This window comes from Lentzea sp. NPDC054927 (assembly GCF_053610285.1).
The window spans coordinates 25,405-50,003 of sequence record NZ_JBSGXZ010000016.1 but is presented as its reverse complement, the minus strand read 5'-3'; the positions used below and the strand labels follow the sequence as shown (position 1 = coordinate 50,003).

The window sequence follows — 24,599 nt, the reverse complement described above, 5'->3', positions numbered from 1 at the left end:
CACCATCGCGCGCTCCGGGGTCGCTGAGTCGGCCCCGGAGCGCTGTGATGTCTGCATGACACAACCGGTGGAGCTGGGTCCGAAGCCGCTGACCCTCGAGGACGTCCACGCCGTCGCCCGCGACGGTGCCCCGGTGACGATCACCGAGGCGGCCCGCGAGGCGGTCACCACCGCCCGCGGCCACATCGAAAAGCTCGCCACGGCCGAACGCCCCACCTACGGCGTCTCGACCGGGTTCGGCGCGCTCGCCGTCCGGCACATCCCGCCGGACCGCCGTGCACAGCTGCAGCGGTCGCTGATCCGCTCGCACGCCGCCGGTTCGGGTCCCGAGGTCGAGCGCGAGGTCGTGCGCGCGCTGATGCTGCTGCGGCTGCGCACCCTCTCCACCGGCCACACCGGCGTCCGGCTGTCCACTGTGGACGCGATGGCCGGGATGCTGAACGCCGGCATCACCCCGATCGTGCACGAGTACGGCTCGCTGGGCTGCTCCGGCGACCTGGCGCCGCTCTCGGCCAACGCTCTGGCGTTGATGGGCGAGGGCATGGTCCGCAACGCACGGGGCGAGCTCGTCCCGGCGGCCGAGGCGCTCGCCGAAGCGGGCATCGAACCGGTGCAGCTGGCCGAGAAGGAAGGCCTCGCGCTGATCAACGGCACCGACGGCATGCTCGGCATGCTGGCGCTGGCGATCGCGGACTTCACCAGGCTGCTCGACATCGCCGACCTCACCGCCGCGATGACCGTCGAGGCGCTGCTCGGCACCGACCGCGTCTTCGAGCCGGAGCTGCACGCGCTGCGCCCGCATCCCGGCCAGAACGTCAGCGCCGCGCGGATGCTCGCGTTCATGCGCGGTTCCGAGATCGTGGCGTCACACCGTGGCCCCGACTGCACCCGCGTGCAGGACGCGTACTCGCTGCGTTGCTCCCCGCAGGTGCACGGCGCCGCGCGCGACACGGTGGCGTACGCGGCGACGGTGGCCGACCGCGAGCTGTCGTCGGTGATCGACAACCCGGTGGTGCTGGCGGACGGCAGGGTCGAGTCGAACGGCAACTTCCACGGCGCACCGGTCGCCTACGCGCTGGACTTCCTCGCCATTCCGCTCGCGGACGTGGCGTCCATCGCCGAGCGCCGCACCGACCGCATGCTCGACGTCTCGCGTTCGCACGGCCTGCCGCCGTTCCTCGCGGACGACCCCGGCGTCGACTCCGGCCACATGATCGCCCAGTACACCCAGGCGGCGATCGTGTCCGAGCTCAAGCGCCTGGCCGTGCCGGCGTCCGTCGACTCGATCCCGTCCTCCGCGATGCAGGAGGACCACGTGTCGATGGGCTGGTCCGCCGCCCGCAAGCTGCGCAAGGCCGTGGACGGACTCACGACCGTGCTGGCCATCGAGCTGCTCACCGCCGCGCGGGCGCTCGACCTGCGCGCGCCCCTCAAGCCCGCCCCCGCGACGGCCGCCGCCGTGGCGAAGTTGCGCGAGACGGTCGCCGGACCCGGACCCGACCGCCACCTCGCCCCCGAGATCGCCGCCGCCGAGGCCCTGATTCGAAGTGGAGCACTTCAGTGAAAGACGCTGCAAACGTTGTTCGCGCTGACCGCGGCACCGAGCTGACCGCGAAGAACTGGTCGACCGAAGCCGCACTGCGGATGTTCCACAACAACCTCGACCCGGACGTCGCCGAGCGCCCGGAGGACCTCGTCGTCTACGGCGGCACCGGCAAGGCCGCGCGCGACTGGCCGTCGTTCGACGCGATCACCCGCGAGCTCAAGAACCTGGAGGCCGACGAGACGCTGCTGGTGCAGTCGGGTCGTCCGGTCGGTGTCATGCGCACGAACGAGTGGGCGCCGCGCGTGCTCATCGCGAACTCGAACCTCGTGCCGGACTGGGCGAACTGGCCCGAGTTCCGCCGCCTGGAGGCCGAGGGCCTCACGATGTACGGGCAGATGACCGCCGGTTCGTGGATCTACATCGGCACCCAGGGCATCCTGCAGGGCACCTTCGAGACGTTCGCCGCCGTCGCCACCAAACGTTTCAACGGCACGTTGCGCGGCACGCTGACGGTGACCGCGGGCCTCGGCGGCATGGGTGGCGCGCAACCGCTGGCCGTGACGATGAACGAGGGCGTCGCGCTGTGCATCGAGGTCGACCCGCACCGCGCGCAGCGTCGTCTGGAGACCCGCTACCTGGACGAGGTCGCTGACGACCTGGACTCGGCGATCGAGCGCGTGCTGGCCGCGAAGGCCGCCGGTGAGGCCGTTTCCGTTGGTGTCGTGGGCAACGCGGCCGAGGTCCTGCCGGAGCTGCTGCGCCGCGAGGTCGCCGTCGACATCGTGACGGACCAGACCTCCGCGCACGACCCGTTGGCCTACCTGCCTGTCGGCGTGGACTTGGAGGACTGGGCGTCGTACGCCGCCGCCAAGCCGGAGGAGTTCACCGACCGGGCGCGGGCGTCGATGGCCGCGCACGTCGAGGCGATGGTCGGCTTCATGGACCGCGGCGCCGAGGTGTTCGACTACGGCAACTCGATCCGCGGCGAGGCCCAGCTCGGCGGCTACGACCGCGCGTTCGCCTTCCCCGGCTTCGTGCCCGCGTACATCCGGCCGCTGTTCTGCGAGGGCAAGGGCCCGTTCCGCTGGGCGGCGCTGTCCGGCGACCCGGCCGACATCGCGAAGACCGACGCCGCGATCCTGGAGCTGTTCCCGGAGAACGAGCAGCTGCACCGGTGGATCAAGATGGCCGGCGAGCGCGTCGAGTTCCAGGGCCTGCCCGCCCGCATCTGCTGGCTCGGCTACGGCGAACGGCACCTGGCCGGCCTGAAGTTCAACGAGATGGTGGCGTCCGGCGAGCTGTCCGCGCCGATCGTGATCGGCCGCGACCACCTCGACTGCGGCTCGGTGGCCTCCCCGTACCGCGAGACCGAGGCGATGGCCGACGGTTCCGACGCGATCGCCGACTGGCCGCTGCTCAACGCCCTGGTCAACACGGCCTCGGGTGCGACCTGGGTGTCGATCCACCACGGTGGTGGGGTGGGCATCGGCCGCTCGATCCACGCCGGGCAGGTGACGGTCGCGGACGGCACCGAGCTCGCCGCGCAGAAGATCGAGCGCGTGCTGACCAACGACCCCGGGATGGGCGTCATCCGGCACGTGGACGCCGGGTACGACGAGGCCAAGACGGTGGCCGCCGACAAGGGCGTTCGCATTCCGATGGAGGGCTGATGCTCGACCAGATCACGGACGTCGGACGCGACCTCAAGCGTGGCGGCTACTCCCGCCACGGTTACAACAAGCCGGAGCTCGAGCTCCGCCACTGGTTCGTCGAGCAGGCCGTCAAGCGCGGCCTGAACGTCGAGACCGACCAGAACGGCAACCTCTGGGCGTGGTGGGGCGAGCGCGGCGACAACGCGCTCATCACCGGCAGCCACCTCGACTCGGTGCCCGGCGGCGGCGCGTTCGACGGCCCGCTCGGCGTCACGAGCGCACTCGAAGCTGTGGATCTCCTGCAGGCCAAGGGGTTCAAGCCCGCCCGGCCGTTCGCCATCACGGTGTTCGCCGAGGAGGAAGGCGGCCGGTTCGGCGTGGCCTGCCTGGGCTCCCGCCTGCTGACCGGCGCCATCTCCCCGGAGAAGGCGCTCAACCTCAAGGACCCGGACGGCATCACGCTGGCAGAGGCGATGAAGGCCGCCGGGTACAACCCGGACCTGGTCGGCAAGGACCAGCGAGCCCTCAAGCGCATCGGCCAGTTCGTCGAGCTGCACGTCGAACAGGGCCGCGGCCTGACGGTTCCGGTCGGCGTGGCGTCCAGCATCCTGGCGCACGGCCGGTGGCGCTTCACGTTCGCAGGCGAGGGCAACCACGCCGGCGCGACGTTGATCGAAGACCGCAAAGACCCGATGCTCCCGGCATCACAACTCGTCCTGGCAGCGCGCAAGGCTGCCAGGGACGGCGGGCGTGCCACCGTGGGAAGGCTCGTCCCCAACCCCGGCGGCACCAACGTCATCGCGTCCACTGTGGACGTCTGGCTCGACGCGCGGGAGAGCGACGACGCGCGCACCCGTGCGATGGTCGCGGAGATCTCCGAAGCGGCTCACCAAGCCGCGAAGGAGGAGGGCTGCGAGGTCAACATCACCGAGGAGTCCTACGGCGACACGGTGCACTTCGACGCGCGGCTGCGTGACGGCATCGCGGGCGCACTCGGTGGCGTTCCGGCGTTGCCGACCGGCGCTGGGCACGACGCGGGCATCCTCGCCGCGTACGTGCCGACGGCGATGTTGTTCGTGCGCAACCCGACCGGCGTGAGCCACGCGCCGGAGGAGTTCGCCGAGCAGGCCGACGTCGACGAAGGTGTCAAAGCACTGGCCGCGACGATCGAACACCTCGGCTCATGAACTTCTGGTGCGAGCGGGCCTGGTTGCCCGACGGGCTCGCCGAGCGGGTGCTGATCCGGGTCGAGAACGGCACGATCGCGAAGGTGTCCACAGTGGACACCATTCCGCTGGGTGTGCGCAGGCTGTACGGCGTGGTCGTGCCGGGCTTCGCGAACGCCCACTCGCACGCTTTCCACCGCGCGCTCAGAGGACGCACGCACGACGGCGGCGGGACGTTCTGGACGTGGCGCGAAGGCATGTACGCGCTGGCGTCCAAGCTGACGCCGCAGTCCTACTACCGCCTCGCCCGCGCGGTCTACGGCGAGATGGCGCTCGCCGGCGTCTCGAGCGTCGGCGAGTTCCACTACGTGCACGACAGGTCGAACGAGTTCGGATACGCCCTGAGGGAAGCCGCGAGTGACGCGGGCATCCGGCTCACCCTGCTCGACACCTGCTACCTCGCGGGCGGCATCGACCAACCGCTCAACGAGGTCCAGCAACGCTTCTCGGACGGCACCGCCGAGGCGTGGGCGAGCCGGGTGGCCGAACTCAAGTCCGACGACGTGATGCGGGTCGGTGCCGCGATCCACTCCGTCCGCGCGGTCCCACGGGCAGAGCTTTCCGTGGTGGCGCAGGCGTTCCCCGACGCTCCGCTGCACATCCACCTCTCCGAGCAACCGGCGGAGAACGAGGCCTGCCTCGCGGCCTATGGGCTCACCCCGACCGGCCTGCTCCAAGAAGCCGGTGCCCTCTCACCGCGCACCACGGCCGTGCACGCCACGCACCTGACGCCCGAGGACATCGCAACACTCGGCGGCACGGGCACGGGCGCGTGCTTCTGCCCGACCACCGAGGCCGACCTCGCCGACGGCATCGGGCCGGCGCGCGAACTGGCCGACGCGGGCAGCCCGTTGTCGCTGGGCAGTGACCAGCACGCGGTGATCGACCCGTTGCTGGAAACTCGCGCGCTGGAGCACAACGAACGCCTCCGCACCGGCCAGCGCGGTCGCTTCTCGCCGGCAGAACTGCTGCGGGCCGCCACCCGGCACTCCGCACTGGGATGGCCGGAAGGGGGCCGCATCGAACCAGGCGCGGCGTGCGACCTCGTGGCGATCAGCTGTTCGACACCGCGCACCGCGGGTTCGTTGCCGCAGCAGGTGTTCCTGTCGGCGACGGCGTCCGATGTGGACACCGTGGTGGTCGGCGGCCGGGTGGTCGCCAGCGGTGGCGTGCACGAGACTTTGGGAGACGTCGGCAGGCTGCTGGCGGACGCGATCGAGGAGCTGTGGGCATGAGCGTGCTGATCACCGGCATCGGCGAGCTGACGACGAACAGCGAGGCCACCGGCGACGCGCTGATCATCGACGGCGAGCAGATCGCGTGGGTGGGTCAGGCGTCGGAGGCCCCGGCGGCGGACGAACGGGTCGACGTCGAGGGACGTGCCGTGCTGCCCGGCTGGGTCGACAGCCACACGCACCTGGTGTTCGCGGGCGACCGCACCGCCGAGTTCGGCGCGCGCATGGCCGGCAAGCCCTACACCGCGGGCGGCATCGCGGTGACGGTCAACGCGACCCGGCAGGCCACCGACGCCGAACTGTCCGAGGTGGTTCGCAAGCACGTCGCCGAGGCCCTGAAGCAGGGCACGACGTTCGTGGAGACCAAGACCGGCTACGGCCTGAACGTCCAGGACGAGGTCCGCAGTGCCCGCATCGCCGCCGAGCACGCCGACGAGGTGACGTTCCTCGGCGCCCACCTGGTCCCGCCGGGCGAGGACGCCGACACCTACGTCGATCTGGTCCGCGGCGAGATGCTCGACGCCGTCGCACCTCTCGTGCGCTGGGCCGACGTGTTCTGCGAGAAGGGCGCCTTCGACTACGACCAGTCGAAGGCCGTGCTCGTGGCCGCCCAGGAGAAGGGCCTCGGCCTGCGCGTGCACGGCAACCAGCTCGGCGAAGGCCCCGGCGTGCGGCTGGCCGTGGAGCTAGGTGCCGCCTCGGTCGACCACTGCACCTACCTGTCGCAGGCGGACGTCGACGCGCTGGCGTCGTCGGACACCGTCGCCACGCTGCTTCCGGCGTGCGACCTCTCGACCCGCCAGTCCCTGCCACCCGCGCGTGCCCTCCTGGACGCCGGTGCCACGGTCGCGCTCGCCAGCAACTGCAACCCCGGTTCGTCCTACACCTCGTCGATGGCGTTCTGCGTGACGACAGCGGTCCTGCAGATGCGGATGACCGTCGAGGAAGCGGTCTGGTCGGCGACGGCGGGTGGCGCGCGGGCGTTGCGCAGGGACGACGTCGGGGTGATCCGCCCTGGTGCGCGGGCAGATCTGCACGTGCTGGACGCGCCCTCGATCACGCATCTGGCGTACCGGCCGGGAGTCCCGTTGACCTACTCGGTGTGGCGTCGGGGCGAACGAACCAATTGAGACCGCCGTCTCATTACCCTTCGTGTGGGCCTACTGGCGGAGGGTTCGGCACCGTACGGTGGCACCGTGGTGGATTTCGCCGAGGCCCTGACGAAAGCCGTCGACAACAGCGGCCTCAGTCTCGAACGCATCCAGCACCACCTGGCCGCCCGCGGCATGCAGGTGAGCATCTCGACGCTCAGCTACTGGCGCCGCGGCCGCAGCCGTCCGGAGCGCCCTGAGTCGCTGAAGGTCGTCGCGGCGCTGGAGGAGCTGCTCGACCTCGGGGAGGGGTTTCTCACCGACCGGCTCGGCGACAAGCGGCCACGAGGGCGCTGGGTCGGGCAGTCGATGTCCCTCGAGGACATGTGGGACTCCCGCGCCACCGATCTCGGCGAGGTCATGGCGCGGATCGACCGGTTGCAGCCCACGGCGTCGACGTACCTCAGCGTGCAGGACCGGCAGGTGATCGGGCCGGACCGCCGTGAGGTCCTGAACCACTGCACCGGCGTCGTGCAGGCGCTGGAGGACGGTGTCGACAGGTTCCTGGCCATCCAGCTCGCCGATGCGACGGACCTCGGCGTGCCGACGATCGAGGCGGGGCCGCCGTGCCGGCTCGGCAGGGTCCGGAGTGAGGACTCGACCGGGTTCCTCGTCGCGGAGATCCTCTTCGACCGGATGCTCAGAGCGGGCGAGACGGCCCTCGTCGACTACACGGTCCGGATGAAACCCGGTGCGGACAGCGAGGTCTGCGACCGGCGGTTCCTGCGGCCGGTGGGCGAGTACACGCTGCAGATCGACTTCCACCCGGACGCGGTGCCGGCGCGGTGCTACGAGTTCGCCCGGCCATCGCTGCACGAACCCGAGACCGCGCTGAACGACCTGTGGATCGGGACGACCGCGTCCACGCACATCCACGTGCGGAACTCGAAGCCCGGAATCTATGGAGTGCGGTGGGAGTGGGAGTAGCCGCTACTCCCGCTCCCACCGCAAGCGCCCCCAGTCGATCGATGCGTCAGGCCGAGCCGCATTCGGCCTGGTCATCGAGGGCGCCAGGATGGCCGTCGCCGCCGCAGGGGAGCGGCGACGGCAAGCTTCCTAGACCTTCAGCAGCAGGTTCGGAGAACCCGTCTTGATGTCGGTCAGCTTGTTCGGCGTGGCCGCGCCGACGAGCGCGCCGCGCACCTGGGCGGGCGTCGCGCTCGGGTTCGTGCTCAGGTAGAGCGCGGCCGCACCCGCGACGTGCGGTGAGGCCATCGACGTGCCGCCCATGGACCGTGTGCCGGTGTCGTTGCTGTGCGAGGCGGAGACGATGTCGCTGCCAGGCGCCCAGATGTCCAGGCACTGGCCGTAGTTCGACGAGCCCGCCGACCAGATCGAGCGCTTGTCGGCGCGGTCGGAGGCACCGACCGTGATCGCCTCCGGCGTGCGGGCCGGGGTGAAGTTGCACGCGTCCTGGCCGCTGTTGCCGCCGGCCAGCACGTAGGTGAAGCCCGCGGTGATCGACCGCTTGACGGCGTTCTCCAGCGAGCTGTTCGTGCCGCTGCCGCCGAGGCTCATGTTGACGACAGCGGGCTTCTTGCCGTTCGCCGTCACCCAGTCGATGCCGCGGATGATGCCGTCCCACGCGCCGCTGCCGTTGCAGTCGAGCACGCGGACGCCGACGACCTTCGCCTTCTTCGCGACGCCGTACGTCCTGCCCGCGATCGTGCCGGCGACGTGCGAGCCGTGGCCCTGGCAGTCCTGCGCGACGGCGTCGTTGTCGATGAAGTCGTAACCGTCGGAAGCGCGGCCCTCGAATTCGGAATGCGTTTTCCTGATTCCGGTGTCAAGAACGTACGCGGTCACGTTCGACGCGGTGTTCGGGTAGGTGTAGGACTGGTTGAGCGGCAGGTTCGCCTGGTCGATCCGGTCGAGTCCCCAGGTCGGGTTCGACTGGGTCTCCTGGATGGTGGCGAAGGTGTTGCGCTCGACGAATTCGACATCGGGGTCGGCCGCGAGCCGCCGCGCCTGTCGTTCGGACATCCCCGTGACGGAGAAGCCGTGCAGTGCGGTGCTGTACGTGTGCTTGAGAGAGCCCTGGTAGCGGGACGCCAACGCGCTGGCAGGGGTGCGCGCTCCGTCCTTCAGCACCACGATGTAGCTGCCCTCGACCGCCTGTGCGCCCGCACCGGGCAGCACTGCTTCCTCAGCGATCGCGGTGGGCGTCAACATCGCCGTGGAAGCAATGCTGAATGCCGCCGCAATGGCGACATGACGCCGTAGTGCCATGGGGTTCCTCCTGGCAGGGAATGAACTGGGGAACACCAAGAAACTAACGCGAGTTGTGCTCCGGATAACAGGTTCGAAACTTCAGTTCTCAATACTGTCAAAACTGTGGCGAACCTCGGTTTTGTGCACTCGCCGTGCTGGGCGGGCCGGTTTCGATCACGGGCCGTAGCATTCCTCCATGCAGGAATTCGCCGAGGCGCTGGCCAAGGCCGTGGAGGCGAGCGGCCTCAGTCTGGAGCGGATCCAGCACCACCTCGAACTGCGCGGTGTGCAGGTGAGCCTGTCGACGCTGAGCTACTGGCGCCGTGGCCGCAGCCGTCCGGAACGGCCGGAGTCGCTCGTCGCGGTCGCCGCTCTCGAAGAGATCCTGAAGCTGGCGCCTGGCGCGTTGACCGGCAGCCTCGGCGACAAACGGCCGCGCGGCCGGTGGGTCGAGCGGGCCGCCGCCCTGGAGGGGATCTGGCAGGAGGCCGCGATCGACCTCGGCCGTGAGCTCGCCCGTGTCGACAAGTTGCTGCCGTACCCGGCGAAGTACCTCACCGTCCGGGACGTGGCGGTGATCGGACCGGACCGGCGTGAGATCGAGATGCGGACCAGTTCGGTGATCGAGGCGTTCGAGGACGGCGTCGACAGGATCCTCGTCGCGCGGACCGCGGACGACACCGACCACTCGCCCGGCGAGATCTTCGCGCAGAAGTCGTGCCGCATCGGCAGGGTGCGCAGCGACGCGGACAACAAGCTGATCGTCGCCGAGGTCATTCTCGACCGGGTGCTGCGGGCGGGGGAGACCGCGCTCGTCGACCTCAGGTACACCTCGGATCCCGGCGCGGACAGCGTCTCGGCGGACCGCCGGTTCGTTCGCGCTCAGCGCGACTACGTGCTGGAGGTCGAGTTCCATCCCGGTGCGGTGCCCGCGCGGTGCCACAGCTTCATGCGGACCGAGCCGGGTGCGCCGGACGTGGAGACGGGAGAGCTGTGGATCGGCACCACGGCCTCCGCGCACCTCGTGGTGCGCGAAGCCCAAGCTGGTGTCGTCTACGGCATCAAGTGGGAGTGGGAGTAGCGGCCCTCGCTCGCTACTCCCACAGCTGTACATCGAGGGTTCTGTTCCCCTAGTTCCCGATGTGCAGCAGCCTGTTGGGCGATCCGATGCGGAGGTCGCGCAGGTTGGCGGTCGTCGTCGCGCCGTTCACGAGCGCGTCGCGCACCTGCTGGTTCGTCGCGTTCGGGTTCGCGCTCAGGTACAGCGCCGCGGCGCCGGCCACGTGCGGTGCCGCCATCGACGTGCCACCCCTGAACTCGGTGGCGAAGTTGTTCGCGAACGACGCGGCCTGGATGTTCCCGCCTGGCGCCCAGAGGTCGACGCAGCGCCCGTGGTTCGACGACTCGGGCCAGCGGAACGCCGCGCGGTTGTCGTTGCGGTCGGTCGCGCCGACCGTGATCGCCTCGGGAACCCAGGCGGGAGTGAAGTCGCAGGCGTCGATGCCGTCGTTGCCCGCTGCGAGCACGTAGGTGAACCCGGCCGCGATCGACCGCCTGACCGCGTCCTCCTGAGCCTGGTTGCGGCCCACGGCGCCGAGGCTCAGGTTGACCACCGCGGGGCGGATGCCGTTCGCGGTGACCCAGTCGATGCCCATGGCGACGCTGTCCGCCTCGGCGAAACCGTTGCAGCCGAGCACCTTGACCCCGATGGCCTGCGCCCGCTTGGCCACACCGTAGGTCCTGCCTGTGAGCGTGCTCGCGACGTGGGTGCCGTGTCCATTGCAGTCATCCGCGATCGGGTCGTCGTTGACGAAGTCGTAACCGTGCGACGCGCGTCCCTCGAAATCGACGTGGGTCGTTCGAATTCCGGTGTCGATGACATAGGCGCGCACATTCGCCGCCGCGCGGTCAGGAAAGGTGTAGGTGCCGCTGAGCGGAAGGTGGCGCTGGTCGATGCGGTCCAGCCCCCATGCCGGGCCGTGCTGCGTGTCCTGGGTCTTCACCAGGAGGTTGCGCTGCACGTAGGAGACCCTGGGGTCGGCTGCGAGACGCCTGGCCTGCTTCTCGGACATGTCCCGCACGGAGAAGCCGTTGAGAGCGGCCCGGTAAGTCCGCTTGAGCGCGCCCTTGTACTTGCTCAACAGGGTCTGCGGGGAGGCGCTGACCCCGTCCTTGAGCACGACGATGTAACTGTTCGCCACGGCGTCCCCGGTGCCGATGACGTCCTTTTCCGCATTGGCGGTCGGAGTGCAGATGGCGGTTGCGATCAATGCCGCAGCAATGCAGATCTTGGTTCTCATCGAGTTCCTCCTGGCAGGGTCGAACGCGATGAACGTAACTTCACGAGTGAGTGAAATGACAGGTGAGAAAATTTGGCCTTCAATACTGTCAAATCTGTGGCGAGCTGGAGCAACTCCACGTGGCACAATGCCGCGCCGCGAGGCAGGGTGGACGCATGGAGTACACGAACCTCGGTCGCAGCGGCCTGTCCGTCTCCCGCCTGTGCCTCGGCACGATGAACTTCGGTCCCGAGACGACCGAGGCCGACAGCCACGCGATCATGGACCGCGCCCACGAACACGGCCTGAACTTCTTCGACACGGCCAACGTCTACGGCTGGAAGAAGGGCGAGGGCGTCACCGAGAACATCATCGGCAACTGGTTCGCCCAGGGCGGCACCCGTCGCGAAAGGACGGTCGTCGCCACCAAGCTCTACGGCAGCATGGGCGACTGGCCCAACGAGACCAAGCTGTCGGCGCTGAACATCCGCCGCGCCGCCGACGCGTCGTTGAAGCGCCTGCAGACCGACTACATCGACCTGTACCAGATGCACCACGTGGACCGCGAAACGCCGTGGGACGAGATCTGGGAAGCCTTCTCCGTGCTGCGCCAGCAGGGCAAGGTCATCTACTTCGGCTCGTCGAACTTCGCCGGCTGGCACATCGCCCAGGCGCAGGAAGCAGCGCGCACCCGCGGCTTCCTCGGCCTGGTCTCCGAGCAGTCCATCTACAACCTCATGACCCGCTGGGTCGAGCTGGAGGTCCTGCCGGCGGCTCGTCACTACGGGCTCGGCGTGATCCCCTGGTCGCCGTTGCACGGCGGGTTGCTGGGTGGGGTGTTGCGCAAGCAGCGCGAGGGCGGTGGCTCTCGCAGCTCGTCCGGCCGGTCCGCGGACGCGCTGGAGAAGTACCGCGACACGATCGACGCCTACGAGAAGCTGTGCGCGGAGATCGGCGAGGACCCGGCCAACGTCGGTCTCGCGTGGCTGCTGCACCAGGACGGGGTCACCGCGCCGATCATCGGGCCGCGCACCGTCGAGCAGCTCGACAACTCGTTGCGGGCGGCGGAGTTGAAGCTGGACGCGGAGGTGCTGGGGAAGCTGGACGAGCTGTTCCCGGCACCGGCGCCGAACGGCTCGAAGCCGGCCCCGGAGGCCTACGCCTGGTAGGGCTTGGGCGTCTGCAAGTACCACCGACTGCCAGTTGGCAGTACTTGCAGACGCCCTCAGGTCAGACCGGGATGCGCTTCCAGCTCTGCGGAGCGCCGCCCCAGCAACGCCACTGCCAGATCTTGCCGCCGTTCCAGTTCTCGTTGGGGTTGGCGTCGAGGCACCTCAGGCTGTGCTCGTTCTGCAGCGTGTTGGCCAGGCCCGGTGCCTGCGCCCACTTCTGGAACGCGGTGCCGTTGCACTTCCAGACCCACACCTTGCCGCCGTCCCAGTTCTCGTTCGGGTTGGCGTCGAGGCACATCGTGGTGTCCAGCAGCGGCCTGATGGTGCGGTCGTCGAAGAACAGCCACTTCTGCTCGTCGGAGCCGTCGCGGTCGAACTGCCGGACCAGGCCGCCGTTCGTGCTGACCTGGCTGCGCAACACCTCCAGGACCCGGCCCGGCGGAGTGCCGACCTGCAGCACGTACGGGCCGGCCACGGCCTGCGCGCCCACCGGTGCCGGTGCCGCGGAGGCCACTGCCGGCAGCGCCACCATCGCGAGCGTCGCGGCGGCGATCATCATCTTCTTGAACAAGACTCCCCCTCAGGAGCTGCGGTGATCGAACAACCTGATCATCGCGGCGCCGCGAGGGGGAGTGCCTGAGCATCGGGGTGCTCAAAAACGTCGGCAAAAAGCCAAAAGCTCCCAAAAGGAGAGCCTTCGTCAGTCCTCGAAGTCGTCCTGGTCGTCGCGCGCCAGGTAGGTCGCGAACCGCTCGATGGCCGTCTCGAAGTCCGGGTTGGCGTCGACGAAGGCGCGGAGCTTGTCGGCGAGCAACGTGAAGGTGATCTCCTCGTCGCCGCGCCGCTTCTCGAGCTCCTCGATGCCGCGGTCGGTGAAGTACATGGGAAAACTCCTGTGAGGGCTGAAGAAAACGAGCCGCCGAACCCAGTGGGTCCGGCGGCTCGTTTCGGTCAAACGGTGATCACTCGAACGCGCGGGTGATGATCTCCCGCTGCTCGACCTCGTGCACCTTGCTCGAACCGGCCGACGGGGCGGCCATCGGGCGGCGCGACACGCGGCGGACGGTGCCCAGGTGCTCGGGCAGCAGCTCCGGCAGGGCCAGACCGTAGAACGGCCAGGCACCCTGGTTCGCCGGCTCCTCCTGCACCCAGCGGACGTCCTTCGCGTTCGGGTAGCGCTCCAGGGTCTCGGTCAGCTTGCGGGCCGGGACCGGGTAGAGCTGCTCGACGCGCACGATCGCCACGTCGCCGCCGCCGCGCTTCTCGCGCTCGGCGTGCAGTTCGTAGGAGATCTTGCCGCTGCACAGCAGGACCTTCGTGACCGCGTTCTCGTCCTTGATCGTCGGGTCGTCGATGACCGACTGGAAGCGGTCGTTGATGAACTCGTCGGTCCCGGACACCGCGGCCTTGAGGCGCAGCATCGACTTCGGCGTGAACACCACGAGCGGCCGGTCGACGCCGTCGAGGGCGTGGCGGCGGAGCAGGTGGAAGTAGTTCGCCGGGGTCGACGGCACCGCGACGGTCATGGAGCCCTCGGCGCACAGCTGCAGCCAGCGCTCGATGCGGCCCGACGTGTGGTCGGGGCCCTGGCCCTCGTGGCCGTGCGGCAGCAGGATCACGACGTCGGAACGCTGACCCCACTTGGCCTCACCGGACGAGATGAACTCGTCGATGATCGGCTGCGCGCCGTTGACGAAGTCGCCGAACTGCGCTTCCCACAGCACGAGCGCCTGCGGGTTCGCGACCGAGTAGCCGTACTCGAAGCCGACCGCCGCGAACTCGGACAGCACCGAGTCGTAGACCATGAACTTGCCCTGGTCCGGCGACAGGTTCTGCAGCGGCGTGTACTCGTCGCCGGTCTTGCGGTCGACCAGGGTGGCGTGGCGCTGCACGAACGTGCCGCGGCGCGAGTCCTGACCGGCCAGGCGGACCTTGCGGCCCTCCATCGAGAGCGAGCCGAGCGCGAGCAGTTCCGCGAACGCCCAGTCGATGCCACCCTCGCGCGCCATCTTCGCGCGGCGCTCCAGCACCGGCTTGACGCGGGCGTGCGGCGTGAAGTCCGCGGGCAGGTTCACGTGCGCGTCGGCGATGTGCTCCAGCACCTCGCGCGAGATGCCGGTGGGCAGCTTCGCCGGGACCTGCTGCTCGGCCTCCACCGACGGGCTGACCGTCACCGGGTGCTTCTCGAGCTCGCGGACCTCGTTGAACACGTGCTCCAGCTGGCTGGAGAAGTCCTGCAGCGCCTTCTCGGCCTCTTCGACGGTGATGTCGCCGCGGCCGATCAGGGACTCGGTGTAGGTCTTGCGGACCGAGCGCTTCTGGTCGATGACGTCGTACATCGCCGGCTGCGTCATCGAGGGGTCGTCGCCCTCGTTGTGGCCGCGGCGGCGGTAGCAGACCATGTCGATCACGACGTCCTTGTGGAACGCCTGGCGGTAGTCGACGGCCAGCTTCGCGACCCAGTAGCAGGCCTCGGGGTCGTCACCGTTCACGTGGAAGACCGGCGAGCCGATCATCTTCGCGACGTCGGTCGAGTACTTCGAAGACCGCGAGTGCTCCGGCGCGGTGGTGAAGCCGACCTGGTTGTTGACGACGATGTGGACCGTGCCACCGGTGCGGTAGCCGCGCACGAGCGCCAGGTTCAGCGTCTCGGCCACGACACCCTGACCGGCGAAGGCCGCGTCACCGTGCATGGCGACCGGCAGGACGGGGAAGAAGTCGCCGCCCCGGTCGATCAGGTCCTGCTTGGCGCGCACGATGCCTTCGAGCACCGGGTCGACGGCCTCGAGGTGCGACGGGTTCGCGGTCAGCGACACCTTGGTCTCGCCGTCGCCGAACATCCGGAAGTACTTGCCCTCGGCACCGAGGTGGTACTTCACGTCGCCGGAGCCGTGCGCCTGGCCGGGGTCGAGGTTGCCCTCGAACTCGCGGAAGATCTGCGAGATCGGCTTGCCGACGATGTTCGCGAGCACGTTCAGGCGGCCGCGGTGCGGCATGCCGACGACGACCTCGTCGAGCTCGTGCTCGGCGGCCTTGTCGAGCACCGCGTCGAGCAGCGGGATGACGGTCTCGCCGCCCTCCAGCGAGAACCGCTTCTGACCGACGTACTTGGTCTGCAGGAACGTCTCGAAGGCCTCAGCCGCGTTCAGCTTGCTGAGGATGTACTTCTGCACGGTGGCCGGCGGCTTCTCGTGCGGAACCTCGACGCGGTCCTGGATCCACCGGCGCTCTTCCGGCTCCAGGATGTGCATGTACTCGACGCCGACGGTGCGGCAGTACGAGTTGCGCAGCACGCCCAGGATGTCGCGCAGCTTCATCCGCTCCTGGCCGGCGAACCCGCCGACCGGGAACTCGCGGTCGAGGTCCCACAGCGTCAGGCCGTGGCTGAGCACGTCCAGGTCCGCGTGGCTGCGCTGGCGGTAGTTCAGCGGGTCCGTGTCGGCCATCAGGTGGCCGCGGGTGCGGAACGCGTCGATCAGCTCGATGACGCGGGCCGTCTTGTCGACAGCGCCCTCTGGGATGTCGGCGACCCAGCGGATCGGCTCGTACGGCAGCCGCAGCGACGCGAAGATGTCGTCGTAGAAGCCGTCCTCGCCGAGCAGCAGCTGGTGGATGCGCCGCAGGAACTCGCCCGACTCCGCACCCTGGATGATGCGGTGGTCGTACGTGGAGGTCAGCGTGATGATCTTGCTGACGCCCATGTCGGTGAGCGCCTGCTCGCTGGTGCCCTGGAAGTGCGCGGGGTACTCCATCGCGCCGACACCGATGATCGCGCCCTGACCGGCCTGCAGCCGCGGCACCGAGTGGTTCGTGCCGATCGTGCCGGGGTTGGTCAGCGAGATCGTGGTGCCGGAGAAGTCGTCGGCCGTCAGCGAACCGGACCGGGCCTTGCGGATCAGGTCCTCGTAGGCCTGCCAGAACTGCGTGAACGTCATGTTCTCGCAGCCCTTGACCGACGCGACGACCAGCGTGCGCTGCCCGTCCTTGCCGGGCAGGTCGATCGCCAGGCCGAAGTTCACGTGGTCCGGCGTGACGACGAACGGCTTGCCGTTGTCCTCGGCGTAGTGCCGGTTCATGTTCGGGTAGGCCTGCAGCGCCCGCACCACCGCGTAGCCGATGACGTGCGTGAAGGAGACCTTCCCGCCGCGCGTCCGCTTCAGGTGGTTGTTGATGACGATGCGGTTGTCGGCCAGCAGCTTGGCGGGCACGGCGCGCACGCTGGTCGCGGTCGGAACGGTGAGCGAGAGCTCCATGTTCTTCGCGATCGCGGCGGCGGCACCACGCAGCTGCTTCTGCTCCGGCTGCGCACTCTGTGCGCTCTGCGTGACCGGCTTGGCCTTCGCGGCCTGCTGGGGCGCGGGCTTGCCGGTCTGCGGCAGCGTGGCCGCGGGCTTGGGCTGCGCGGCCGGCTTGGGCGCGGCGGGCGCGGCCTTGCCGTTGTCGGCGGCCGGCGGCGTCACGGTCGCGGTCTTGGTGGTCGTGGAACCACCCTCGCTGGCCGTGGCGGTACTGCCGTTGCCGCCCGCACGCTTGTAGTCGGCAAAGAAGTCATGCCACGCCGGGTCTACCGATGACGGGTCCGCGAGGAACTGATCGTACATCTCCTCGACGAGCCACTCGTTCGGCCCGAATTGTGACGCAGGACTGCTGCTGGACACGGCTCGCGCTCGCCTCTATCCATCTCGCTCTTGGTGTTGACTCATGCGGTAGTCAGGTTAGTCCCCCTGGCCCGGCCCTTCACACGCTGGAGGTACCTGGCAAGGAGTGGTCTGTCACAGGATCGATCAGGACGGCCCCGGCGTCACCCGCAGTTGAGCAGTTCTTGATGTGCGTCTCACTACGTCGCCTCCCTTTCGGGTAATCCTCACTGAGCTGTTGGACGGGCATACGCACCGAGAGCAGTGATCAGTTCACGACGGGTGCAACACGGGGGCTCTGCGGACTGATCTTGTCAGCCGATCTTGTCAGCCGAGCGAACGCCGGATCGAACTCGACATCGCCTTCACGAAGTCCTCCCTGATCCGGTCCGTGGTGCGGTCCAGCGACAGGTACGGGTTCAGGTCCTCCAACTCGACCAGCAGCAGCTCCCCGCCCTGCGTACGACACCCGTCGACGCGCTGGATCCCGTGCCCGAGGTCGTTCCAGCCGATGAACTTCCGCGCGAATTCCAGATCTTCGGTGCTGGGTTCGTACAGGGCGAGTTCCCAGCGTTGCGCGGGATCCGGCGCGTTCAACGCGTACTGGAACTCGTGGTCCACGAAGTAGAACGACACCTCGTACCGGAAATCGATCTTGGGTTGGATCAGGACGTCTTCTTCGTCGCGGCTTTTGTCGCGGGCTTTGTCTGCGAGGTTGTCCGCGAGATCGTTCCCGGCCACGAACTCGAGCCCGTGCGAGTCGGCCCCGGCCTTTGGCTTCACGACGTACTCGTCGGCCCGCGGAAGCCGGTCCAGGTGGGCTGCGTCGTCGATCGTGGGGATGACCGGGTACCCCTGCTCGGTCAGATCGATCAGGTACTGCTTGCCCGCCATGTCGGCCTTGCCGGTGAGCGGGTTGTAAACGCGCTGCCCGGCGGCCTTCGCCTGCTCGCGGAAGCGGGCATAGGCCTCGGGGTAGTCGATCACCGGCCCGCTGTTCCGCACGACCACCGTGTCGAAGCCGCTCATCAGGGCCGCGGCGTCCTCAGGATGACAGACGGCCAGGTCGAACTCGGCCCGCAGCTTCGACGTCAGGTAGATGTCCTCGTCGCAGTAGCGCCGGCCTCGCGCAGGGTAGGAGAGGTCGGAGACGTACAGGACGCTGGGGCGGGTCGGCATCGGGAACTCCTTGACCTGGCTGGTCTGGGAGTTGGTTTGTACGTCATGGGCGGTGCCGGGCACGAGGGTTCGTGGCGGGGGCCACGGGCTTGGCGGTGGGCGTGGAGGGCGGAGCGTGCTGGCGCGTGCCGGGGGATGGAGGGCAGGGCGTGTTGGGTCACGCGTCCGGTGGCGGTGGGGAGGACGGGGCGCGCTGGGCCACGGGTCCGGTGGCGGTGGGGAGGACGGGGGGCGCTGGGCCACGGGTCCGGTGGCGGTGGGGAGGACGGGGCGCGCTGGTGGCACAGGTCTGGGGGCGGGTGGCGAGGACGGGGCGTGGCTCGAGAAGCCACGGGTTTGGTGGTGGGTGAGGAGCACGGAGCGTGCTGGCGGTGCCGGGGGATGGAGATGAGGACGAGGGCTTGGGACGGTCCGCAGTCCGGCAGTCCGGCAGTCCGGCAGGTCCGGCAGTCCCGCGGCCCCGCGGCCAGCAGCCGCAGCCGCAGTCCCGCGGTCCGCAGTCCCGCAGCTCGCAGTCCCGCAGCTCGTGGGCCCGGAGCCCGCAGCCGGAGCCGGAGCCTGGCGACGGGGCTGGAGTCCGCAGACTGGCGACAGGGCGGGCGACGGGGCCGGGGGCGGCAAGGAGCCGGGGCTGGGTGCGGGAGCGGGCTGAGGGTGGGCGGGCTGAGGGAGGGGCTGGCGGAGACGGGCTGAGGAACGGGGCTGGGTCAGGCGGCTTCGGCTGTGCCGTGGCGCCACAGGCGGGCGTAGGCGCCGTCGGCTGCCAGGAGTTCGGCGTGGGTGCCCTGCTCGGCGATGCGGCCGTTTGCCAGGACGACGATACGGTCGGCTCGGGCGGCCGTGGCCAGGCGGTGGGCCACCACGAAGGTGGTTCGGGCGCCGGTCAGGTGGTCGCTGGCGGCCAGGACGGCGGACTCGGTTGACGGGTCCAGGGCGGCGGTGGCCTCGTCCAGGAGGAGGAGGTCTGGTTTGACGAGTTCAGCGCGGGCCAGGGCCACGAGTTGGCGTTGGCCGGCTGAGAGGTGGTTGCCGCGTTCGCCCACGGGTTGGCGGAAGCCGTTGGGCAGGGAGGCGACCATGGGGAGGGCGCCTACGGCTTCCACGGCGTGCTGGATTTCGGATTCTGTGGCGGTGGGGCGGCCGTAGGCGACGTTGTCGGCCAGGTCGCCGCCGAAGAGGTGGGCCTCCTGGGGGACCACGCCCAGGCGTTGGCGGTAGGCGGAGAGGTCGTAGGTGCGGACGTCCACGCCGTCGACGAGGACGGTGCCTTCGGTGGCGTCGTAGAAGCGGGCGATCAGCTTGACGAGCGTTGACTTGCCCGCGCCGGTTTCGCCAACCAGGGCGACGGTTTCGCCTGGGGGGACGTGCAGGGTCACGTTGGCCAGGGCCGGTTCGTCGGCGCCGGCGTAGGTGAAGGAGACGTTCTGCAGCGACACCTCGCCGCGCAGGCGGGGTGGGACTGGAACCGGTGTCGACGGGGGTTCTACCGAGCTCGGCGTGCGGAGCAGGTCGCCGATGCGGCGCAGGCCCACGCGGGCCTGCTGGTAGCCGTCGAAGACGCCGGACAGCTGCTGGATCGGGCTGAAGAACAGGCCCAGGTACAGCAGGAAGGCCAGCAGGATGCCGGGGGTCAGGGTGCCTTCGGCCACGCGGTGGGCGCCTACGGCCAGGACCACGGCCTGGGCGACGCCGGAGAGCATTGCCACGAACGGGAAGTAGGTGGCGATGTAGCGCTGGGCGCGCAGCCGGGTGACGCGGTAGGCGTCGGAGCGTTCGGCGAAGGCCTCGGCGGAGTGGCGTTCGCGGGTGTAGGCCTGGGACACGCGCAGGCCGGAGACGTTCTCTTGGAGGTCGGCGTTCACGGCGCTGACGCGTTCGCGGGCTTCGGCGTACGCGGTCGAGGAAAGGCGCTGGAAGATCACCGTCGCGATCACCAGGAACGGGACCACGGCGAGGGCGATCAGGGCCAGCGAGGCGTCGGTGAACACCAGGGCCGCGGTGATGCCCACGACGGTGACCAGGCTGATCACGGCGGTGACGAGGCCGGTCTGCAGGAACGTCGAGAGAGCGTCGACGTCCGTCGTCATCCTCGTCATGATGCGGCCGGCCATCTCGCGCTCGTAGTAGTCGAGGCCGAGGCGTTGCAGGTGCGCGTAGCTGCGGACGCGGAGCAGGTACAGCAGGCGTTCGCCCAGGCGCGCGGCGAACACGGTGCTGCCCGCCGTGGTCAGCCAGCCGACCAGCACCAGACCGATGCCCAGCACGACCGCCTGCCACAACGCGGACTGCGCGCCTTGCGTGACGCCGCCGTCGATGCCGAAGCGCACCAGCGCGGGCAGGCCCATGCCCACCAACGCGTCCAGCACCACCAGCGCGGCCACGGCGGCGAGCGCCCAGCGGACCGGGCGCAGCAGGCGGGCCAGGCGGAAGGCGGGATCGGGCGCGCGCGGGTCTTCGCCGTGCAGCACCGGGACTTCGGTGGCCGGCGGCAGCGACCGCACCTGGGCCAGTAGTTCGGGCGTCGGCGGGCCACCGGCCAGCGCGGCCATGCCCCCTCCCGCGCCGCCACCTCCGCCTCCCCGGCGGCCGGCCGCGGCGGGTGCCGTGGTCCTGGCGTCGTCGATCAGGCGCTGGTCGAGGTCTTCCTGCGACAGCGCCGGCCACAGCTCGCCGGACACCACCGGCGCGGTGGACTCGATCGCCTCGTCGGGACCCGCCAGCAGGTCGCGGTAGAGGGCACAGCGCGAGGTCAGTTCGGCGTGGGTGCCGATGTCGACCACGCGGCCCGCGTCCAGCACCGCGATCCGGTCGGCCAGGGACAACGTCGAACGTCTGTGGGCCACCAGCAGCGTCGTGCGGTTGGCCGTCACCGAGGCGAGGGTCGCGTGGATCGCGGCCTCGGTCGCGTTGTCCACGGCGGACGTCGCGTCGTCCAGCACCAGCACACGCGGGTCGGACAGCAGCGCGCGGGCGAGGGCCACGCGCTGGCGTTGGCCGCCGGAGAGCGTCAGGCCGCGTTCACCGACCACCGTGTCGTAGCCGAGCGGTAAGGCCTCGATGAAGTCGTGGGCCTCCGCGGCCTTCGCGGCGCGCTCGACCTCGGCACGGGACGCGTCGGGCATGCCGTACGCGATGTTCGAGTACACCGTGTCGGAGAAGAGGAACGCCTCCTCGAACACGACACCCACCGCGCCGCGCAACGACTCCAGCCGCAACGTGCGCACATCCGCACCGCCGAGACGCACGGCACCGGAGTGCACGTCGTAGAAACGGGGCAGCAGCAGGGAAACCGTCGACTTGCCGGACCCGGAGGTGCCGACCAGCGCCAGCGTCTCGCCCGGTTCGACGGAGATCGAGAAGTCCTGCAGGACCGGTTCGCTGCGGGTGTACCCGAACGTCACGTCCGAGAACGAGATCCCCAGCGGCCCGGAAGGAACCTCACCGGGCCCGTCCGTCACGTCCGGCTGCGAGTCGATCAGCTCGTAGACCCGCTCCACACCGGCGCGTGCCAGCTGCGCGGACACCATCAGGCTCGACAACAACCTGGTCGGGCCGACGAGGTTCGCCACGTAGGTCGTGAACGCCAGGAACGTGCCCAGCGTGACCTGCCCGTGCAACGCCAGCCAGCCGCCCAGCCCCAGCACCGCGACCTGGCCGAGCAACGGCAGCGCCGTGACGGTCGCCAGCGGCTTCGACGACAGCCGGGCGGCCCGCATCCGTTCCGCGAACAGCGATTTGGCGTGCTTCTCCAGCCGCGCCACCTCGCGAGCCTCCTGGCCGAAGCCCTTCACCACGCGGACACCGGTGACGGTCTCCTCGACGTGCTGCGCGAGATCGGCGGCCCGTTGCTGCGCGGACCACGTGGCGGGGAACAACGTCAGCCGGGTGCGCCCGGCCAGCCACGCCACCAGCGGCAGCACGATGATCGCGATGATCGTCAGCGGCACCGAGAGGTAGATCATCGCGGCCAGGGCGGCCACCGCGAACACCACCGTGCCGACCGCGAGCGGCGCCATCATCAGCAGCGACTGCACCAGCTGCAGGTCGGTGATCGAGCGCGACACGATCTGCCCGGTGCGCATCTCGTCCTGCTTGGCGCCGTCGAGCCGCTGCACCGCGGAGAACACCCCGAGCCGCAGATCGTGCTGCACGCCGAGCGCCAGCCGCCCGCCCAGATAACGACGTAAGAACGCGGACCCGAACGTGAGCAGCTCCAGCACGACCAGCGCGACCATCAACGGCCACAACCGATCCGTGCGACCCACCGTCGAGTCGTCGATCGCCGTCTTGAGCAGCAACGGCCCCGCCGCCTGCAGACCCACGCCGACGACCGCGGCGATCAGCGACAGCACCACCAGTCGGGGGTGCTGCCAGCACGCTGCGGTCAGTCGGCGGATCCAGCCCTTTGTCACGGGACCCACATTACGTTCGGGGTCCGACACAAATTCGTGACGTCAGTTACCGCAGGTCAGGTGATGTCCTTGGACTGCGTGGCCGCCCAGCCGCCCGCGAACACGATCCCGGACCAGGCGAGGAACACCAGGCCCGACCACCACCAGTCCAGCGCCCCACCGGCACCGGCGATCGCACGCAGCACGTCCTCGATCTCCGGCGGCACCACACCCGCTGTGGACAGGAACAGGTCGACCGCGACCGACCCGGTCAGCCCGTTGATCGATCCGTTCGGCAGGAAGCCGATCACCGCCGGCACCTCGAGGTACGCGAGCACGCCGTGCAGCACGTTCTCGATCACCAGGAAGTACAGCAGCAGGAGCACGATCGCTCCTGCCACGTTCGGGATCAGCGCGCCCACGCCGACGCCGAACATCGTCATCAGGATCGACGACAGCACGCAGACCAGCGTCAGCATCGCCCAGCCACCGGCGTCCGGCAGCTGCCCGGACTCGCTGGTGAAGACGACCCCGATGCTGACGAACGCCATGATCACGAGGCCGTAGATCGCGCCCCACAGGACGTAGACCAGCATCTTCGCCAGCATCGACTGCATCCGCGACGGCGCGGTCAGGAACGTCGTCGTGATCGTCCTGCGGCTGATCTCACCGGAGATCGCCATCGCACCGAAGACCATCGGGAAGATCGTGGAGATGTTGATCGCCCGCGCCATGCCGAACAGCGAGACCTTCCACTGGTCCGGCGACACCCCGAGGAAGTTCGACACGTCGTCGACCTCGCTGGTCGACGCGAAGTCCACGAAGAACTGCCCCAGCAGACCGGTCGCGAGTCCCCAGCCGAGCGCCAGCACCGCGGTCGGGATCAGCAGACCCCACCAGAGCCCGGTCGTCGTCGTCTTGCGGAGCTCCGCCTGTACGAGGTTGCCCATCAGGCCCAACCACCCTGCTGTTGCTGCTGATACGGCGCCGGCGCGTAGCCGGCGTACTGGCCGCTGGTGAGCTGGAAGAACAGCCGCTCGAGGTCGACCTGCTCCTCCTGGATGCCGTAGATCGACACGCCGGCCTTCAACGCGCAGTCCGCCACGTACTTGGAGTCCACACCGGACACCGCCAGCCTGCCGTCGGGCAGCTGCTCGATCGTCTGCACGCCGTCAGCGCGCAAAGCGGTCGCGAGAGCGTTGATGTCCGACGGCTGCACGAGAACGCGTTTCTGCTGCGACTGCCGCAACTGGTCCAACGGCCCGTAGAACATCGTCTGCCCGCGCGAAATGATCACGACCTGGTCGACGGTCTGCTCGACCTCTGCCAGCAGGTGGCTGGAGATCAGCACCGTGCGTCCCATGCGCGCGTACGACTGCAGGAACGTGCGCAGCCACGCGATGCCCTCGGGGTCGAGGCCGTTCGCCGGTTCGTCGAGCACGAGCACCTGCGGATCGCCGAGCAACGCCGTCGCCAGCGCCAGCCGCTGCTTCATGCCGAGCGAGAACCCGCCCACCTTGCGATCGGCCGCGGAGCCCAGGCCGACCAGGCCGAGGACCTGGTCGGCCTGCGCGTCCGGCACGCCGATGGCCGCCGCGTACACGCGCAGGTGGTTGCGGGCGGAGCGAGCGGGGTGGAACCCCTGCGCCTCCAGCACCGCGCCCACCACGCGGCCGGGCTGGCCGAGCTGGTCGAACGGGCGTCCGTTGATCGTCGCCGTGCCGCTCGACGGTTTCACGAGCCCCAGCAGCATTCGCAGGGTCGTCGTCTTGCCGGCGCCGTTCGGGCCGAGGAAGCCCGTCACGCTGCCGGGTGACACGGTGAAACTCAGGTTGTGCACGGCCGTGACAGAACCGAACTGCTTGGTCAGGTTCTGGACCGCGATGAGGCCGCTGCCGTCATGCATGCGGCCCATCCTGC

General features: G+C 69.4%; 17 protein-coding genes. 8 read left to right on the top strand and 9 right to left on the bottom strand.

Translation table 11 applies throughout. The features are described from left to right. Positions 1 to 55 precede the first annotated feature (55 nt). The 6 genes from hutH (at position 56) to ACWGE0_RS22240 (ending at position 7,737) form a co-directional block, all read left to right on the top strand. Positions 56 to 1,564: a histidine ammonia-lyase gene (gene hutH, locus ACWGE0_RS22265; RefSeq protein WP_452262812.1), complete on the top strand. Its 1,509-nt coding sequence runs from the start codon at positions 56 to 58 to the stop codon at positions 1,562 to 1,564. Then, on the top strand, positions 1,561 to 3,216 hold the full coding sequence (gene hutU / locus ACWGE0_RS22260; protein ID WP_452262811.1) for a urocanate hydratase: 1,656 nt from the start codon (positions 1,561 to 1,563) through the stop codon (positions 3,214 to 3,216). The genes hutH and hutU overlap by 4 nt, the downstream gene beginning before the upstream one ends. Continuing rightward, positions 3,216 to 4,385, top strand: a complete 1,170-nt coding sequence (locus ACWGE0_RS22255) for an allantoate amidohydrolase (protein WP_452262810.1) — start codon at positions 3,216 to 3,218, stop codon at positions 4,383 to 4,385. The genes hutU and ACWGE0_RS22255 overlap by 1 nt, the downstream gene beginning before the upstream one ends. Beyond that, positions 4,382 to 5,659, top strand: a complete 1,278-nt coding sequence (locus tag ACWGE0_RS22250) for a formimidoylglutamate deiminase (RefSeq protein ID WP_452262809.1) — start codon at positions 4,382 to 4,384, stop codon at positions 5,657 to 5,659. The genes ACWGE0_RS22255 and ACWGE0_RS22250 overlap by 4 nt, the downstream gene beginning before the upstream one ends. Next, positions 5,656 to 6,789, top strand: a complete 1,134-nt coding sequence (gene hutI, locus ACWGE0_RS22245; RefSeq protein ID WP_452262808.1) for an imidazolonepropionase — start codon at positions 5,656 to 5,658, stop codon at positions 6,787 to 6,789. The genes ACWGE0_RS22250 and hutI overlap by 4 nt, the downstream gene beginning before the upstream one ends. 66 nt (positions 6,790 to 6,855) lie before the next feature. After that, complete coding sequence (locus ACWGE0_RS22240; protein ID WP_319968487.1) at positions 6,856 to 7,737, top strand: hypothetical protein; 882 nt, start codon at positions 6,856 to 6,858, stop codon at positions 7,735 to 7,737. Positions 7,738 to 7,866: 129 nt separating this feature from the next. Here the strand turns inward: ACWGE0_RS22240 and ACWGE0_RS22235 are convergent, their stop codons facing one another. Then, entirely contained in the window at positions 7,867 to 9,039 is a 1,173-nt protein-coding gene (locus ACWGE0_RS22235; RefSeq protein ID WP_452262807.1) for a S8 family peptidase, read from the bottom strand. A gap of 178 nt (positions 9,040 to 9,217) precedes the next feature. Between ACWGE0_RS22235 and ACWGE0_RS22230 the strand changes: the two genes are divergently transcribed. Continuing rightward, the gene (locus tag ACWGE0_RS22230; RefSeq protein ID WP_452262806.1) at positions 9,218 to 10,102 is read left to right on the top strand and encodes a hypothetical protein; all 885 of its coding nucleotides are present in this window, start codon (positions 9,218 to 9,220) and stop codon (positions 10,100 to 10,102) included. Positions 10,103 to 10,151: 49 nt separating this feature from the next. Here ACWGE0_RS22230 and ACWGE0_RS22225 read toward each other — a convergent pair whose 3' ends face one another. Then, positions 10,152 to 11,321 (bottom strand): S8 family peptidase, encoded by a 1,170-nt coding sequence (locus tag ACWGE0_RS22225; protein ID WP_452262805.1) that lies wholly within the window; start codon positions 11,319 to 11,321, stop codon positions 10,152 to 10,154. Positions 11,322 to 11,476: 155 nt separating this feature from the next. On the opposite strand from ACWGE0_RS22225, the gene ACWGE0_RS22220 reads away from it, so the two are divergent. Continuing rightward, positions 11,477 to 12,469 carry an aldo/keto reductase gene (locus ACWGE0_RS22220; RefSeq protein ID WP_452262804.1) on the top strand — a complete coding sequence of 331 codons (993 nt, stop codon included), beginning with the start codon at positions 11,477 to 11,479 and terminating at the stop codon, positions 12,467 to 12,469. Positions 12,470 to 12,530: 61 nt separating this feature from the next. Here the strand turns inward: ACWGE0_RS22220 and ACWGE0_RS22215 are convergent, their stop codons facing one another. The 7 genes from ACWGE0_RS22215 to ACWGE0_RS22185 all read right to left on the bottom strand — a co-directional run bounded on the left by ACWGE0_RS22215 (position 12,531) and on the right by ACWGE0_RS22185 (position 24,585). Then, a complete protein-coding gene (locus ACWGE0_RS22215; RefSeq protein ID WP_452262803.1) occupies positions 12,531 to 13,043 on the bottom strand; it encodes an RICIN domain-containing protein in 513 nt (170 codons plus the stop codon). 129 nt (positions 13,044 to 13,172) lie between these two features. Further along, positions 13,173 to 13,355, bottom strand: coding sequence for a DUF6104 family protein (locus ACWGE0_RS22210; RefSeq protein WP_319966305.1), 183 nt, complete (start codon positions 13,353 to 13,355; stop codon positions 13,173 to 13,175). Positions 13,356 to 13,434: 79 nt separating this feature from the next. After that, complete coding sequence (locus ACWGE0_RS22205) at positions 13,435 to 17,130, bottom strand: multifunctional oxoglutarate decarboxylase/oxoglutarate dehydrogenase thiamine pyrophosphate-binding subunit/dihydrolipoyllysine-residue succinyltransferase subunit (RefSeq protein WP_452262802.1); 3,696 nt, start codon at positions 17,128 to 17,130, stop codon at positions 13,435 to 13,437. Positions 17,131 to 17,436: 306 nt separating this feature from the next. Next, a complete protein-coding gene (locus ACWGE0_RS22200) occupies positions 17,437 to 18,288 on the bottom strand; it encodes a hypothetical protein (protein ID WP_452262801.1) in 852 nt (283 codons plus the stop codon). Positions 18,289 to 18,995: 707 nt separating this feature from the next. Then, positions 18,996 to 22,709 carry an ABC transporter ATP-binding protein gene (locus ACWGE0_RS22195; RefSeq protein WP_452262800.1) on the bottom strand — a complete coding sequence of 1,238 codons (3,714 nt, stop codon included), beginning with the start codon at positions 22,707 to 22,709 and terminating at the stop codon, positions 18,996 to 18,998. 47 nt (positions 22,710 to 22,756) lie between these two features. Further along, a complete protein-coding gene (locus ACWGE0_RS22190) occupies positions 22,757 to 23,629 on the bottom strand; it encodes a hypothetical protein (protein ID WP_452262799.1) in 873 nt (290 codons plus the stop codon). Beyond that, positions 23,629 to 24,585, bottom strand: a complete 957-nt coding sequence (locus tag ACWGE0_RS22185) for an ABC transporter ATP-binding protein (protein ID WP_452262798.1) — start codon at positions 24,583 to 24,585, stop codon at positions 23,629 to 23,631. Before ACWGE0_RS22185 ends, ACWGE0_RS22190 begins: the two co-directional genes overlap by 1 nt. Between the last annotated feature and the right edge of the window lie 14 nt (positions 24,586 to 24,599).